This window comes from Mesorhizobium sp. M0437 (assembly GCF_040321335.1).
In the GTDB taxonomy this organism is placed as follows: Bacteria; Pseudomonadota; Alphaproteobacteria; order Rhizobiales; family Rhizobiaceae; genus Mesorhizobium.
In genome coordinates, this window is record NZ_JAMYRK010000013.1 from 53,412 (window position 1) to 67,410 (window position 13,999).

General features: G+C 63.3%; 14 protein-coding genes. 10 read left to right on the forward strand and 4 right to left on the reverse strand.

From position 1 onward, the window contains the following. Nucleotides 1-27: 27 nt before the first annotated feature. The 6 genes from tatB to NKI72_RS11055 all read left to right on the forward strand — a co-directional run bounded on the left by tatB (nt 28) and on the right by NKI72_RS11055 (nt 6,306). Nucleotides 28-705, forward strand: coding sequence for a Sec-independent protein translocase protein TatB (gene tatB / locus NKI72_RS11030; protein WP_352850150.1), 678 nt, complete (start codon nt 28-30; stop codon nt 703-705). Continuing rightward, nucleotides 702-1,565 carry a twin-arginine translocase subunit TatC gene (gene tatC, locus NKI72_RS11035; protein WP_023678927.1) on the forward strand — a complete coding sequence of 288 codons (864 nt, stop codon included), beginning with the start codon at nt 702-704 and terminating at the stop codon, nt 1,563-1,565. The genes tatB and tatC overlap by 4 nt, the downstream gene beginning before the upstream one ends. 294 nt (nt 1,566-1,859) lie before the next feature. After that, a complete protein-coding gene (serS, locus tag NKI72_RS11040; RefSeq protein ID WP_352850151.1) occupies nt 1,860-3,164 on the forward strand; it encodes a serine--tRNA ligase in 1,305 nt (434 codons plus the stop codon). Continuing rightward, the gene (gene surE, locus NKI72_RS11045; protein ID WP_352539743.1) at nt 3,164-3,922 is read left to right on the forward strand and encodes a 5'/3'-nucleotidase SurE; all 759 of its coding nucleotides are present in this window, start codon (nt 3,164-3,166) and stop codon (nt 3,920-3,922) included. The genes serS and surE overlap by 1 nt, the downstream gene beginning before the upstream one ends. Continuing rightward, the gene (locus NKI72_RS11050) at nt 3,919-4,584 is read left to right on the forward strand and encodes a protein-L-isoaspartate(D-aspartate) O-methyltransferase (RefSeq protein ID WP_352500868.1); all 666 of its coding nucleotides are present in this window, start codon (nt 3,919-3,921) and stop codon (nt 4,582-4,584) included. Before surE ends, NKI72_RS11050 begins: the two co-directional genes overlap by 4 nt. Before the next feature lie 189 nt (nt 4,585-4,773). Further along, nucleotides 4,774-6,306: a peptidoglycan DD-metalloendopeptidase family protein gene (locus tag NKI72_RS11055; protein WP_352539744.1), complete on the forward strand. Its 1,533-nt coding sequence runs from the start codon at nt 4,774-4,776 to the stop codon at nt 6,304-6,306. A 96-nt stretch (nt 6,307-6,402) separates the two neighbouring features. Here NKI72_RS11055 and NKI72_RS11060 read toward each other — a convergent pair whose 3' ends face one another. Continuing rightward, nucleotides 6,403-7,278 carry an ATP-binding protein gene (locus NKI72_RS11060; protein ID WP_352539745.1) on the reverse strand — a complete coding sequence of 292 codons (876 nt, stop codon included), beginning with the start codon at nt 7,276-7,278 and terminating at the stop codon, nt 6,403-6,405. Nucleotides 7,279-7,571: 293 nt separating this feature from the next. On the opposite strand from NKI72_RS11060, the gene yajC reads away from it, so the two are divergent. Genes yajC through NKI72_RS11080 form a run of 4 tightly spaced genes read left to right on the forward strand, consistent with a single transcriptional unit; the run spans nt 7,572 to nt 11,776 of the window. Next, complete coding sequence (gene yajC / locus NKI72_RS11065) at nt 7,572-7,913, forward strand: preprotein translocase subunit YajC (protein WP_352451381.1); 342 nt, start codon at nt 7,572-7,574, stop codon at nt 7,911-7,913. Nucleotides 7,914-7,965: 52 nt separating this feature from the next. Beyond that, nucleotides 7,966-10,518: a protein translocase subunit SecDF gene (gene secDF / locus NKI72_RS11070; protein WP_352470433.1), complete on the forward strand. Its 2,553-nt coding sequence runs from the start codon at nt 7,966-7,968 to the stop codon at nt 10,516-10,518. 15 nt (nt 10,519-10,533) lie between these two features. Beyond that, a complete protein-coding gene (locus tag NKI72_RS11075; protein WP_352470434.1) occupies nt 10,534-10,923 on the forward strand; it encodes an Mth938-like domain-containing protein in 390 nt (129 codons plus the stop codon). Nucleotides 10,924-10,948: 25 nt separating this feature from the next. Further along, nucleotides 10,949-11,776, forward strand: a complete 828-nt coding sequence (locus NKI72_RS11080) for a phytoene/squalene synthase family protein (protein WP_502898556.1) — start codon at nt 10,949-10,951, stop codon at nt 11,774-11,776. 26 nt (nt 11,777-11,802) lie between these two features. On the opposite strand, the gene trmFO is transcribed toward NKI72_RS11080, so the two are convergent. The 3 genes from trmFO to NKI72_RS11095 all read right to left on the reverse strand — a co-directional run bounded on the left by trmFO (nt 11,803) and on the right by NKI72_RS11095 (nt 13,905). Continuing rightward, a complete protein-coding gene (trmFO, locus tag NKI72_RS11085) occupies nt 11,803-13,212 on the reverse strand; it encodes a methylenetetrahydrofolate--tRNA-(uracil(54)-C(5))-methyltransferase (FADH(2)-oxidizing) TrmFO (RefSeq protein WP_352831542.1) in 1,410 nt (469 codons plus the stop codon). A gap of 363 nt (nt 13,213-13,575) precedes the next feature. Next, nucleotides 13,576-13,716, reverse strand: a complete 141-nt coding sequence (locus NKI72_RS11090) for a DUF1127 domain-containing protein (protein ID WP_023678914.1) — start codon at nt 13,714-13,716, stop codon at nt 13,576-13,578. A 48-nt stretch (nt 13,717-13,764) separates the two neighbouring features. Next, complete coding sequence (locus NKI72_RS11095; protein ID WP_091596947.1) at nt 13,765-13,905, reverse strand: DUF1127 domain-containing protein; 141 nt, start codon at nt 13,903-13,905, stop codon at nt 13,765-13,767. Nucleotides 13,906-13,999 lie beyond the last annotated feature (94 nt).

Sequence of the window (13,999 nt, forward strand, 5' to 3'; positions counted from 1 at the left end):
CCCAAACTTTAGTCGGAACGTATAGCCATGTTCGAAGTCGGCTGGACCGAGATGCTGGTGATCGCGATCGTCATGATCGTGGTCGTCGGGCCCAAGGATTTGCCCAACATGCTGCGCACCTTCGGCCGCACAACGGCGAAGCTGCGCGCCATGGCGTCCGATTTCCAGCGGCAGTTCAACGATGCGTTGAAGGAAGCCGAGCTCGACGACGTCAAGAAGTCGGTCGATTCGCTGAGAAGCCTCAATCCGGCAGCCGAGATCAGGAAGCAGCTCAATCCATTCGAGCAGGCCGCCGCCGACGTCCGTTCCGGCGTCGACGCAGTGATGAAACCCAAGCCGGCCGTCGATGCCGCCGCTGCGACGGAGCAGGCGGCCGAGCCGCTTAAGAACGGCGCAACAACGTCGCCGGGCGTCAGCCCGCCGGAGCCGACGCCGATCTTTCCGGCGATGACGGACGAGTCCGTCGTAGCGCCGGCAGTGCAGGCGCAAACGGCTGCAGCGGCCGTGCCGAAAGAAGCACCTGCGGCAAAGAAGAAGCCAGCGCCCGCAAAAGCCGCGGCCGCCGCGCCGGCCAAGCCGGCAAAGACTGCTGCGCCAAAGGCTGCCGCAAAAGCTGAGCAAAAAGCGCAGTCGTCAGCAGCGAAGAAGCCGGCGTCAGCAACGAAGAAGCCGGCCGCCAGGAAAACGGCGGGAGCCGCCAAGTGAGCGTTTCGGACAAGGAAAAGGACGAGATAGAAAAATCGTCGGCTCCGCTGATGGAGCACCTGATCGAGTTGCGCCGGCGGCTGATCTGGTCGATCGGCGGTTTTTTTGTTGCCTTCCTGGTCTGCTTCTTTTTCGCCAAGCGGCTGTTCAACCTTCTGGTCATTCCGTTCAGATGGGCGACGCAATGGGCCGGGCTCGACCCGCACAAGGTCGAGCTGATCTATACGGCGCCACAGGAGTTCTTCTTTACCCAGGTCAAGCTCGCCATGTTCGGCGGCATGGTCATCGCCTTTCCGCTGATCGCCACGCAGATCTACAAATTCATCGCGCCCGGCCTCTACAAAAACGAGCGCAACGCCTTCCTGCCGTTCCTGATCGCCTCGCCGATCCTGTTCCTGATGGGCGCATCGCTGGTCTATTTCTTCTTCACGCCGATGGTGATGTGGTTCTTCCTCGCCATGCAGCAGACCGGCACCAACGACCAGGTGCAGATTTCGCTGCTGCCGAAAGTGTCCGAATATCTCAGCCTGATCATGACGCTGATCTTCTCCTTCGGCCTGGTGTTCCAGCTGCCGGTGGTGACAAGCCTGATGACGCGGGTCGGCATGCTGTCGTCAACGGCCCTGGCCGAGAAGCGCAAATGGGCGATCGTCATCGCCTTTGTGGTGGCGGCGGTGCTGACGCCGCCCGACCCGATGAGCCAGATCGGCCTCGCCATTCCGACGATCCTGCTCTACGAGGTCTCGATCTGGTCGGCCCGGCTGATCGAACGCAGCAAGGAGCGCGACCGTGTGGCCCGCGAAAAGCAGGACGCCACCGAAGAGGTGGCCGAAAAGCCGGCGGACGCGTCTTCGACATAGGTTCGGTTGAAGCGGGCAGCATTTTTTTGCCGGCCATAGCAACTTTGTTCTTGCTTTGTGCCGGCAGCTATGCTACTAATTTAAGTATGGTGCCAATTGGCTCCAAAAACCCGCCTCTCGAGGCGGGTTTTTGTTTCCAGGGTTCTTTCGATCGAACGTTGCGCGTGCTGCCTACCTGAGGTCGGCGCGAAGGAACTCTGCCTTGACGTCTTGTATCGATGCGGTTTACGCCCTCTGGTCTTTGTTTTGGGCATTTCCTTGCCCCGAAACCGCCGTGCCGAGGACGAACAGACCATGCTTGACATCAAATGGATTCGCGACAACCCGAAGGCCCTTGTCGAAGCGCTGAAGAAGCGCTCGTGGTCGGCTGAGGATGCGCAGTCCACGGTCGACGACCTGATCGCCGCGGATGAGGCGCGGCGCGAGCATCTGACCGAGCTGCAGACCAGGCAGGAACGCCGCAACGCCGCATCGAAGGAGATCGGCAATGCCATGCGCTCGGGCGATGCAGCTCTTGCCGAAAGGCTGAAGGCCGAGGTCGGCGAGATCAAGGCCTTCATCCAGAATGGCGAGGCGCGCGAGCGCGAGCTCGACAAGGCGCTGAACGATGCGTTGGCAGTGCTGCCAAACGTGCCGTTCGACGATGTGCCGGTCGGCAAGGACGAGCACGACAACGTCGTCAAACGCGTCGTCGGCGAGGTGCCGACGCGGCCGAATTGGGTGAAGGAGCATTTCGAGATCGGCGAAGCGCTCGGCATGATGGATTTCGAGCGGGCAGCACGGCTTTCCGGCTCGCGCTTCATCGTGCTCAAAAGCGGCCTGGCGCGGATGGAACGCGCGCTCGGCCAGTTCATGCTGGATCTGCACACCACCGAGCACGGCTATGTAGAGATCCAGCCGCCGTTGATGGTGCGCGACGAGGTGCTTTTCGGGACCGGGCAACTGCCGAAATTCGAGGAGGATTTGTTCTTCGTTCGGCACGGGGACGGCAGGCTTGGCCTAATCCCAACCGCCGAAGTGCCGCTCACCAATCTCGTTCGCGACGAGATCACGCCGCACGAACAACTGCCGCTGCGCTATACGGCGCTGACGCCGTGCTTCCGCTCCGAGGCGGGCTCGGCCGGGCGCGACACGCGCGGCATGCTGCGCCAGCACCAGTTCTACAAGGTCGAGCTGGTGTCGATCACCGACCAGGAGACTTCGGTTGCCGAGCATGAGCGCATGACCGAATGCGCCGAGGAGGTGCTGACGCGGCTCGGCCTGCCGTTCCGCACCATGACGCTGTGCACCGGCGACATGGGCTTTGGCGCGCGCAAGACCTACGACATCGAGGTCTGGCTGCCCGGCCAGAATGCCTATCGCGAGATATCGTCGTGCTCGGTATGCGGCGATTTCCAGGCGCGGCGCATGGACGCCCGCTACAAGGACAAGGACGGCAAGGGCAACCGCTTCGTCCACACGCTGAACGGTTCGGGCACCGCCGTCGGCCGTGCGCTCATTGCCGTCATCGAAAATTATCAGAACGAGGACGGCAGCGTAACCATTCCTGAAGCGCTTCGGCCTTACATGGGCGGTCTGGAAAAGATCGAATCGAAATAATGCGCATCCTTCTGACCAACGACGACGGCATCCATGCCGAGGGCCTTGCATCACTCGAACGCATCGCGCGCACGCTGTCGGACGACGTCTGGGTGGTGGCACCGGAACAGGATCAGTCCGGCTATGCGCATTCGCTGTCGATCTCGGAGCCGCTGCGGCTCAGGAAAATCGGCGAAAAGCACTTTGCGGTGCGCGGAACGCCGACCGACTGTGTCATCATGGGCGTGAAGAAGATCCTGCCCGCAGCGCCTGACCTGATCCTGTCCGGCGTCAATTCCGGCGCCAACATCGCCGACGACGTCACCTATTCGGGCACGGTCGCCGGCGCCATGGAAGGCGCGCTGCTCGGCGTGCGATCGATCGCCATCAGCCAGGCCTATTCCTATGTCGGCGAGGACCGCGTCGTTCCCTACGAGACCACCGAAGCGCTGGCGCCGGCCCTGCTCGAAAAGCTCGTCGCCATGCCGTTGCCGGACGGCGTGCTGCTCAACGTCAATTTTCCGAACTGTGCGCCGGAAGAGATCGCCGGAACTGTAGTCACTTCGCAGGGCAAGCTGGTCCACAGCCTGTGGGTCGACGAGCGGCGCGACGGGCGCGGCCTGCCTTACTACTGGCTGCGCTTCGGCCGCGAGCCAGTCGAGGGCAAGCAAGGCACCGACCTCAATGCCTTGCGCAATCGGCTGGTGTCGGTGACGCCGCTGCAGCTCGATCTCACCGCGCATGAAATCCGCGATCAACTGGCCAAGGCGCTCGCATGAACTTGAACCACGCTGCAACGGTCGACGAGCGCGAAGGTTTCGCTGCCTTCCTGCTTCGCCTGCGCGGCAGGGGGACGGTGCCGAAGGCGCTTATCGCCGCCTTCGAGGCGACGCCGCGGCGCGGCTTTCTGTCTCCGCATTTCCACTCGATAGCCTGGTCGGACCGTATGCTGCCGATCGAATGCGGCGAGGCCATCGAAGGCGCCGACCTGCAGGCGGCGGTGATCGCGGCACTTGCCATCGAGCCGGGCAACCGGGTGCTCGAGATCGGCACCGGGTCCGGCTACACGGCGGCGGTGATGTCGCGGCTTGCCGCGCGGATCGTCACCATCGACCGTTACAAGACGCTGGCCGAACAAGCCCGGCAGCGGCTCGAGGCGCTCGCCATCGGCAATGTCATCGTGCGCCAGGCGGACGGTTCCAACGGGCTGGCCAACGAAGCGCCGTTCGACCGCATCGTCGCCTGGGCGGCCTTCGACAGCCTACCGCGCTTCCTGCTCGACCAATTGTCGAGCGGCGGCATCGTCATCGCGCCGATCGGACCCGACGAAGGCGAGCAGGTGCTGGCCAAGCTGACCAAGGTCGGCAGCCGCTTCGAACGCGAGGATATCGGCCTGGTGCGCCTGCAGCCGATCCTGCACGGTGTCGCCGCGGTGATCTGATTCCGGGTACATCGCGCCGCTTGGGGATCAGCCGAAGCCTGTCGTTTCGTCATCCTAGGACGACGAAGTTGAGAGCCTTCCTCGAATATTTTAAGAAAATTTGCGTCTGATTCTACAGGTTTAACCGACCGGTAACATTAACGCGCTTTAATCACACTCAGTTGTACCGGGTCTGTGCGGGTTAGTGCGATGCAATTCAGTGTTTTGAAGGCAAACGGACGCAATCTGGCGCGTGGCTGCGCCGTCCTCATGATCGCAGGCGCTGCGACGGGGTGTAGTTCCCAGGTGGCGCGGTTCAACAGCGTCGATGACGTGTTCACCGCCTCGACCAACAACCAGCGCGCCATCATCGACAAGCAGGATGCTGCCCAGCCCTATCCGGGCGATGTTGCGGCCGCGCCGGTCGACGGCAGCCACACCCAGTCGGTCAGCCGCTCAAGCCTCGAACCGGTTACGGCGCAGCAGTTGCCACCGCCGGCTCCCGCCCTGGCACCCGCCGCCCGCCCGGTGCGTACCGCTGCCGCGCCGGCGATGGCGCCTGCCGCTCCTCGTGTCGACAGGACGGCAACCGGCACCGTCGCTCCGGCGGCAAGGCCGTTCAAGAACGCCGAGCCCGACGCGCCGCGCATGGCGACGGCCGCCGGCGCACCGCATGCAACCGAGATCGTCGTCAAGGACGGCGAGACCATTTCCGGCCTGTCTCGGCGCTACGGCGTGCCGGCCGATGCCATCATGAAAGTCAACGGGCTGAGCGCGACCAAGGGGCTGAAGACCGGCCAGAAGCTCGTCATCCCGGCCTATGCGTATTCGAGCAACGGCGCCACGCCGAAAGTCGCCGACGCCAAGCCCGCGAACGGCACCAGGCACGACCAGCCGGCCGACGCGCCGGAGAAGGTGGCCGTGCTGCCGCAGCAACCGAAGCTCAGGGAAGGCAAGTCTGCCGCGCAGGTGGACGCCTCGGCTGCCGCGAGCCAGCCGAAGGATGGAAAGGCCGCGCCCAAAGTGGCTTCGGCGACGGCCAAGCCAGCCGGTGCCGGCGGCACCTACACGGTTCAGCAAGGCGATACGCTGTCGGCCATCGCCAGAAAGACCGGCGTCGGCGTCGTCGCGTTGAAGCAGGCGAACGGCATGCAGGATGGACTGCTCAAGATCGGCCAGACCCTGAAAGTGCCGGCAGGCGGAACCGCTGTTGTCGCCGGTGCGAAGCCGGCAAAGGTCGATCCGGTGACGACGGCCACCACCCAGCCGCCTGCCAAGGCCACGCCGACGCAGACGCTCGCCTCCTACACGCCGCCAAAGAAGGACGCGAAAGTCATCCAGCAGGCCGAGGACGACGATGCGGTGGCGCCGGACGCAACGGGCATCGGCAAGATGCGCTGGCCGGTGCGCGGCCGCGTGATCTCAAGCTTCGGCGGCGGCAAGGACGGCGTCGACATTGCCGTGCCCGAGGGGACGCCGGTCAAGGCAGCTGAAAACGGCGTCGTCATCTATGCCGGTGACGGCCTCAAGGAATTCGGCAACACGGTGCTGGTGCGGCACGAAAACGGTCTGGTCACCGTCTACGGCCACACCAGCTCGATCGAGGTGCAGCGCGGCCAGAAGGTCAAGCGCGGCCAGGAAATCGCCCTGTCCGGCATGAGCGGCACCACCGACTCGCCGAAACTGCATTTCGAAGTGCGCAAGAACTCGGCGCCGGTCGATCCTTCGACCTATCTCGAATAGACGACGAAAGCGATTTGCGGGCCACCTGACCTTCAGCCCGGCGAGGAAGTCCGCTCCGCAAGGTGCGGGCTTCTTCTGTTGTTAGTCGTTGAGCGGCTAATCCTTGAGCGGCTTGCCGAGCCGGCCTGCCAGATCCTGGGTGAACTGCCAGGCGACGCGGCCCGAACGGCTGCCGCGCGTCGTCGCCCATTCCAGCGCCTCGGCGCGCAGCATCTCGGGATCGATGGCGAGATCGTGATGGCGGACATAGCCGTCGATCATATCGAGATATTCGTCCTGCGAACATTTGTGGAAGCCAAGCCACAGGCCGAAACGGTCCGACAGCGAAACCTTTTCCTCGACCGCTTCGGACGGATTGATCGCCGTCGAGCGCTCATTGTCGATCATGTCGCGCGGCAACAGATGCCGCCGGTTCGAGGTGGCGTAGAAGATGACGTTGGCCGGGCGGCCCTCGACGCCGCCCTCAAGCGCTGCCTTCAGCGATTTATAGGACGTGTCGTCATGGTCGAATGACAGGTCGTCGCAGAACAGGATGAAGCGGAAGGGTGCTGCCTTCAGCAGGCCCATCAGCTTCGGCAGCGTGTCGATGTCTTCGCGATGGATCTCGATAAGCTTGAGCGGCAGATCGAGCTTGGCCGAAGCGTTGACCGCGGCGTGCACCGCCTTGACCAGCGACGATTTGCCCATGCCGCGCGCGCCCCACAACAGCACGTTGTTGGCGGCATAGCCTGACGCGAAGCGCTCGGTGTTGTCGACCAATATGTCGCGGACGCGGTCGACCCCGCGGATCAGGCCGATGTCGACGCGGTTGACCTTGAGCACCGGCTCCAGATAGCCGGGATCGGCCTGCCAGACGAAGCAATCGGCCTCGCCCAGGTCGGTTTGCGGCACCGGCGGCGGGGCGAGGCGGGCGACCGCCTCGATCAGGCGGTCGAGCTTCTGGCTCAGGGTATCGATGGTGCTGTCGGTCATCTCTTGTCTTTTTTGTCTCGCGTTCAGGATGGTGCGGCAGGCCAACCTACCTGATTTCAGCGGTTTCGAAACTCGTCCCAAGCATTTGTTCGGGCATGATCTTTTGCGGAAACCGAGCGTCGCTTTTGGGGATCACCCTCTAACACGGCTCACCAGGCTGGAAAAGCAGCCGATTTGCCCGGCGGCGCAGTTGCATTGGCAACGTTACCGACTATATTCCGGCCAAATTTGGCGGGGCCGTCAAATTCCCAGAACGGTTAAGGCGGCTGTTTTTAAAATTCAGGAGTACCTCGATGTTCGTGACACCGGCATACGCCCAAGGCATCGGCGGGGACTCGTCCGCAATGTTTATCCAGATCGTGCCGTTTGCTCTGATTTTCGTGATCATGTATTTTCTGATCATCCGGCCGCAGCGCACGCAGCTGAAGAAGCGCGGCGAGATGCTGGCGGCGGTTCGTCGCGGCGATACCGTTGTCACCGGCGGCGGCTTGGTCGGCAAGGTGACCAAGGTGATCGACGATAACGAGCTGGAGATCGACCTTGGCGGCGGCACCAAGGTGACGGCGCTGCGCTCGACGATCGCCGACGTGCGCGTCAAGGGCGAGCCGGTGGCAAACCAGAACGCCAAGAAATAACCGAATTGAAGGCGGAACGCAGCCGCTTGTACGCCTGAACGGACGATAACCAATGCTCTATTTCTCGCGCTTCAAGATGATCCTGATCTGGCTGGCCGTAGCCGCCACGGTGGTCCTCGCTGCGCCCAATCTTTTCTCGGCAAGCACGTTGGCCCAACTGCCCAGTTGGGTGCCGAAGCGGCAGATGACGCTCGGCCTCGACCTGCAGGGCGGCTCGCACATCCTGCTCAGGATGGATCCGAACGATCTGATCAAGGATCGGCTTGAGACGACGCGCGACGAAATCAGGACGCTGCTGCGCGATGCCAAGATCGGCTATACCGGCCTTGCCGGGTCGGGGCGCACGGTGCAGGTCCGCATCACCGATCCCGCACAGATCGACGCCGCCAAGAACGCACTGAAGCCGTTGACCAATCCGGTGGCGGCCGGCCTGTTCAGCGGCGGGTCCATCCAGGAGATGACCCTGGATGATTCCGAGGCCGGCCTGCTTAAATTCACCGTCACCGATGCCGGCATCAAATACCGTACGTCGACGGCGCTGACCCAGTCGATCGAGGTTGTCAGCCGTCGTGTCAACGAACTGGGAACGACCGAGCCGATCGTGCAGCGGCAAGGCGACGACCGCATCCTTGTGCAGGTGCCTGGTTTGCAGGACCCGCAACGGCTGAAGGAAATTCTCGGCCAGACCGCCAAGCTGACCTTCCAGATGGTCGACCAATCGATGCCGGTGCAGGATGCGCTGAACGGCCGTCCGCCGCCGGGATCCTCGGTGCTGTATTCGCAGGACGATCCGCCGGTTCCGTATCTGATCGAGAACCGCGTCATCGTTTCGGGTGAAAACCTCGTCGATGCCCAGGCGACGTTCAACTCGCAGACCAATGAGCCGGTGGTTTCGTTCCGCTTCGATTCCAAGGGGGCGCAGCGGTTCGGCCAGGCGACAGCGCAGAATGTCGGCAAGCTGTTTGCCATCATCCTCGACAATCAGGTGATTTCGGCGCCGCGGATCAACGAACCGATCCCTGGCGGTTCCGGTCAGATATCGGGGAATTTCACTGCCGAGAGCGCCAACGATCTCGCCGTGCTGCTGCGCGCCGGCGCCTTGCCGGCGACGCTCACCGTGATCGAGGAGCGCACGGTTGGCCCTGGCCTCGGCCAGGACTCCATCCATGCCGGCAAGGTCGCCGGCATCATCGGCTCGATCCTGGTCGTGGCGTTCATGTTCGTCGCCTACGGTTTCCTCGGCTTCCTCGCCAACATCGCGCTGGCGGTGCATGTCGCGATGATCGTCGGGCTGCTGTCGCTGCTTGGCGCGACGCTGACCTTGCCGGGTATCGCCGGTATCGTGCTGACCATCGGCATGGCGGTCGATTCGAACGTGCTGATCTATGAGCGTATTCGCGAGGAGCGACGTGCCGGCCGCTCGGTGATCCAGGCGATCGATACCGGCTTCAGCAAGGCGCTGGCGACCATCGTCGATTCCAACGTCACTTCGCTGATTGCCACCGTGGTCCTGTTCTACCTCGGCACCGGGCCGGTGAAGGGTTTTGCCGTCACCTATGCCATCGGCATCCTGACCACGGTCTTCACCGCCTTCACCTTCACCCGCCTGCTGGTGTCGATCTGGCTTCGCCGGGCCCGTCCGAAGGAGTTGCCACGCGCGCCGGTGACCTTCATTCCGCCGGGAACGAAAATTCCGTTCATGGGCATCCGCCGCTGGACGTTCACACTGTCGAGCGTGCTTTCGGTGCTGTCGGTCATCGGCTTCATGACCATCGACATCAATTACGGCATCGATTTCAAGGGCGGCTCGCTGATCGAGGTGCAGTCGAAGGCCGGCAATGCCGATCTGGCCGACATCCGCGGCAGGCTGACGGAACTCAATATCGGCGAGGTGCAGGTTCAGCAATTCGGCGAGCCGAACGACGTGCTGATCCGCGTCGGTACCCAGGAGGGCGGCGAGAATGCCGAGCAGACCGTCATCGACAAGGTGCGCGGCGAGCTGCAGGACCAGTATGATTTTCGCCGCGTCGAAGTGGTCGGGCCGACGGTCTCGGGCGAGCTTGCCAAGCAAGGCACCATTGCCATGCTGGTCGCGCTGCTCGGCATCCTGATCTATGTCTGGTTCCGCTTCGAATGGCAGTTCGCGGTCGGCGCCATCGTTGCGACCGTTCACGACGTGGTCATGACGATCGGCTTCTTCGTCCTCACCGGCCTCGAATTCAACCAGTCGTCGCTGGCGGCGATCCTTACCATCATCGGTTATTCGCTCAACGATACGATTGTCGTCTATGACCGCGTTCGCGAGGATCTGCGAAAATACAAGCGAATGCCGCTGCCGCAATTGCTGAACAACGCCATCAACGAGACGCTGTCGAGGACGACGCTGACCTCGGTGACGACGATCCTGGCGCTGCTGGCGCTGGTGCTGTTCGGCGGCGAGGTGATCCGCTCGTTCACCATGGCCATGCTGTTCGGCGTCGTGTTCGGCACCTATTCGTCGATCTTTATCGCCGCGCCACTGCTTATCCTGTTCAAGCTGCGGCCGCAGGCCACAGCGTCGGACGAGGAAAAGCCGGTGGGCGGCGGCAAAGCCATAGCCACCTGACGGCTTGCCTCAAAAGTGGCCAAGGGCATCGTCATCCGCGAGGCGCATTTCCCCGGCCGCGCACCGGTCGAGGCTTACGGCAATGGCGGTTTCCGCTTTGCCGACATGTCGCATCGCGGCTCGCTGCTGTGCCTGCCTTCGGGCATCTATGGCTGGGAGCCGGCCGATCCGCTGGCGCTCACGGCAGCGGATTTCGCCAAGCTGTTCAACGAGGCAGACAAGGTCGAGATCCTGCTGGTCGGCAGCGGCAAGGATCTGAGGCCGTTGCCGGCCGCGCTGCGTGCCGCGCTGAAGGATGCCGGCATATCCGCCGATCCGATGTCGACCGGGGCGGCTGTGCGGACCTACAATGTGCTGCTGGCTGAAGACCGCGCGGTGGCCGCAGCACTCATCGCCGTCGACTGACGTGGCCGAAAACACCAAACTCGTCATGGAGACGGTGCGCGCCGCTGATCATGACCGCTACCTGACCGCGCTCTACGCGCCCGAAGACAAGCGGGACGCGCTGTTTTCGCTCTATGCCTTCAACGCCGAAATTGCCGGCATACGCGACCGCATCCACGAGGCGCTGCCGGGCGAGGTGCGGCTGCAATGGTGGCGCGACGTCATCGCCGCCGAAGAGGATGGGGCTGAGGTCGGCCATCCCGTGGCGGACGCGCTGAAGGCGACTATTTCCGCCCACCATCTGCCCAAGGCCGCCTTCGACAACATGCTCGAAGCGCGCATCTTCGATCTCTATGACGACCCGATGCCGTCGCGCACCGACCTCGAAGGCTATTGCGGCGAGACTGCCGCAGCACTTATCCAGCTTGCGGCGATCGTGCTCGATCCGGTCCAAGCACCACGCTTTGCCGAACTTGCCGGCAGGGCAGGTTGTGCGCAGGCGATGACCGGTCTCCTGCTTCTGCTGCCGCTGCATCGCAAGCGGGGACAGTGCTTTGTCCCGGCAGATATTTTGGCGGCGGCGGGATCGTCGCCGCAAGAGTTTGTTACAGGTGACGGCGGGCCGGGCGCGGAACGCGCCGTTGCCGCGATGATCGCGCTGGCACGGGAACATCTTTCCGCCTTCGAGCAGGGGGCGTCCGTTTTGCCGGTTTCATTGCGCCCGGCGTTTCTGCCGCTGGCTCTTTCGGGCGCCTATCTCGACAAGATGGAGCGCGCCCGTCGCTCGCCTGTCAAGGAGGTGGCGCGGCTCTCTGTCTTGCGCCGGCATTGGCTCTTGTTCCGGCGCGTGACGCGGGGCTGGCCAGTCGCATAGAGGCTGCCGCGTAGCCAACCCGATCGTTATTCCGCCGCTTCCGCCCGAAAAGGCAGCCCCAGCCATTCGCGGCAGTCGGCGAGCGCGCGCGACGTTACCGCGTGCCGCTTGGCGACCGTCTTGTCCTTGCCGCGCAGCCGCTTGCCTTCGATCTTCGGCGCGTCCACCGGCGGGAACAGGCCGAAATTGACGTTCATCGGCTGGAAGGAGCGCTTTCCCGGCTCATCGTCTGAAACGATATGGCCGCCGGTGATGTGGTTGAGCAAGGCGCCGAAGGCGGTGGTCAAGGGCGGCAGCGACGGCGCATGGCCAAGCCTTTCGGCGGCTGCAAAGCGCCCGGCGAGCAAGCCGATGGCGGCGCTCTCGACGTAGCCCTCGCAGCCAGTGATCTGGCCGGCAAAGCGCAGGCCGGGTCGCGACTTCAACTGCAGCGACGCGTCGAGCAGCGTCGGCGAATTGATGTAGGTGTTGCGGTGCAGGCCGCCTAGGCGGGCAAATTCGGCGTGTTCCAGCCCGGGGATGGTGCGGAATATGCGCACCTGCTCGGCGTGCTTCAGCTTGGTCTGGAAGCCGACCATGTTGTAGAGCGTACCCAGCGCGTTGTCCTGCCGGAGCTGGACGACGGCATACGCCTTTACAGACGGATCATGCGCATTGGTCAGCCCCATCGGCTTCATCGGCCCGTAGCGCAATGTCTCGACGCCGCGCTCGGCCATCACCTCAATCGGCAGGCAGCCGTCGAAATAGGGCGTGCCTTCCCATTGCTTGAATTCGGTCTTCTGGCCGTCGACCAGCGCCTGCACGAAGGCAAGGTACTGCTCCTTGTCCATCGGGCAGTTGATGTAATCCTTGCCGGTGCCGCCGGGACCGACCTTGTCGTAGCGCGACTGGAACCAGCAGATATCCATGTCGATCGTGTCGAAATGGACGATCGGCGCGATGGCATCGAAGAAGGCGAGCGCGTCGGCGCCGGTCACTTCGGCGATCGATTGGGCGAGCGAAGGCGCCGTCAGCGGGCCGGTGGCAACGATCGCCTGGTCCCACTCCGCCGACGGCAGGCCGGGCACTTCCTCGCGACGAATGGTGATGAGCGGGTGCGCTTCGAGCTTTCTGGTGACCGCTTCGGAAAATCCGTCGCGGTCGACGGCCAGCGCTCCGCCGGCCGGCACCTGATGCGCGTCGCCGGCGCTCATGATCAGCGAACCGGCCAGCCGCATTTCGGCGTGCAGCAGGCCGACGGCATTGGTTTGCGCATCGTCGGAGCGGAAGGAGTTGGAACAGACGAGTTCGGCCAGCCCGTCGGTCTTGTGCGCGTCGGTACCGCGGACGGGACGCATTTCATGCAGGACAACGGGAATGCCGGCTTCGGCCGCCTGCCAGGCGGCTTCGGAGCCGGCGAGACCGCCGCCGATAACGTGAATGGGGTTCTTGTCCATGAGCGCCGAAATAGTCGCTTGGCGCAAGGATTGCAATTGCCACGCGGGAGAATGGCTGACGGGGGAAGCCGCCCCAAAACAACAACACCCGCCGGGGGAGGAGGTCCGGCGGGTGTCGTTTTGTTGGTCGATCCTCGGGAGGAGGTGAAGATCGACCGTATTCGTCATCGCCGGGGAGGAGGTCGGCTTTGACGAAATTCCTTTCGCCATTTGAAAGGGTGCGAAACCCTTTTTAGAAACAGCGCCCGCCGGGGGCGGAGGTCCGGCGGGCGCCGTTTTTGTGGTCAACCCTCGGGAGGAGGTGAAGGCTGACCGTATCCGTCAGGGTCGGGGAGGAGGTCGACCCTGGCGAAATTCTTGTGGTTAGATCGCCCTGCGAGCGACCATCTTGATCTCGTCGCGGACGATGCCGAGATCGTTGAGCTGGCGGTTCGACAGGCGACCCAGCTCGGTAACCGTCTCGCGGTAGACGCGCCAGTTACGATAGTTGCGGATCAGGTTCATTGTCGTTCTCTTTTCAAAACTGGTTCGGGCCATTTGCGGCCCGAAGGATTAGACCGCCTTGCGGGCGACGTAGTGAATGTCGCTGCGGCTGATGCCGAGATCGGTCAGTTCACGGGTGCTCAGGCGGCTCAGCTCGGACACGGTGTCCCTATAGCGGCGCCAGTTGCGATAGTTGCGGATCAGGTTCATGGTAGTCTCGTTTCGTCTTTCTTTCGGATCATTCCGTCTTTGTGTGCACCGTGAAAATAGGTGGGGTCATATCGATTTAAAAGCGCTATTGGTG

Bases quoted from the DNA above. Each gene is read 5' to 3' on its own strand.
- tatB (WP_352850150.1), top strand. From the start codon at position 28: ATGTTCGAAGTCGGCTGGACCGAGATGCTGGTGATCGCGATCGTCATG.
- serS (WP_352850151.1), top strand. From the start codon at position 1,860: ATGCTTGACATCAAATGGATTCGCGACAACCCGAAGGCCCTTGTCGAA.
- surE (WP_352539743.1), top strand. From the start codon at position 3,164: ATGCGCATCCTTCTGACCAACGACGACGGCATCCATGCCGAGGGCCTT.
- NKI72_RS11050 (WP_352500868.1), top strand. From the start codon at position 3,919: ATGAACTTGAACCACGCTGCAACGGTCGACGAGCGCGAAGGTTTCGCT.
- NKI72_RS11055 (WP_352539744.1), top strand. From the start codon at position 4,774: ATGCAATTCAGTGTTTTGAAGGCAAACGGACGCAATCTGGCGCGTGGC.
- NKI72_RS11060 (WP_352539745.1), bottom strand. From the start codon at position 7,278: ATGACCGACAGCACCATCGATACCCTGAGCCAGAAGCTCGACCGCCTG.
- yajC (WP_352451381.1), top strand. From the start codon at position 7,572: ATGTTCGTGACACCGGCATACGCCCAAGGCATCGGCGGGGACTCGTCC.
- secDF (WP_352470433.1), top strand. From the start codon at position 7,966: ATGCTCTATTTCTCGCGCTTCAAGATGATCCTGATCTGGCTGGCCGTA.
- NKI72_RS11080 (WP_502898556.1), top strand. From the start codon at position 10,949: ATGGAGACGGTGCGCGCCGCTGATCATGACCGCTACCTGACCGCGCTC.
- trmFO (WP_352831542.1), bottom strand. From the start codon at position 13,212: ATGGACAAGAACCCCATTCACGTTATCGGCGGCGGTCTCGCCGGCTCC.
- NKI72_RS11090 (WP_023678914.1), bottom strand. From the start codon at position 13,716: ATGAACCTGATCCGCAACTATCGTAACTGGCGCGTCTACCGCGAGACG.
- NKI72_RS11095 (WP_091596947.1), bottom strand. From the start codon at position 13,905: ATGAACCTGATCCGCAACTATCGCAACTGGCGCCGCTATAGGGACACC.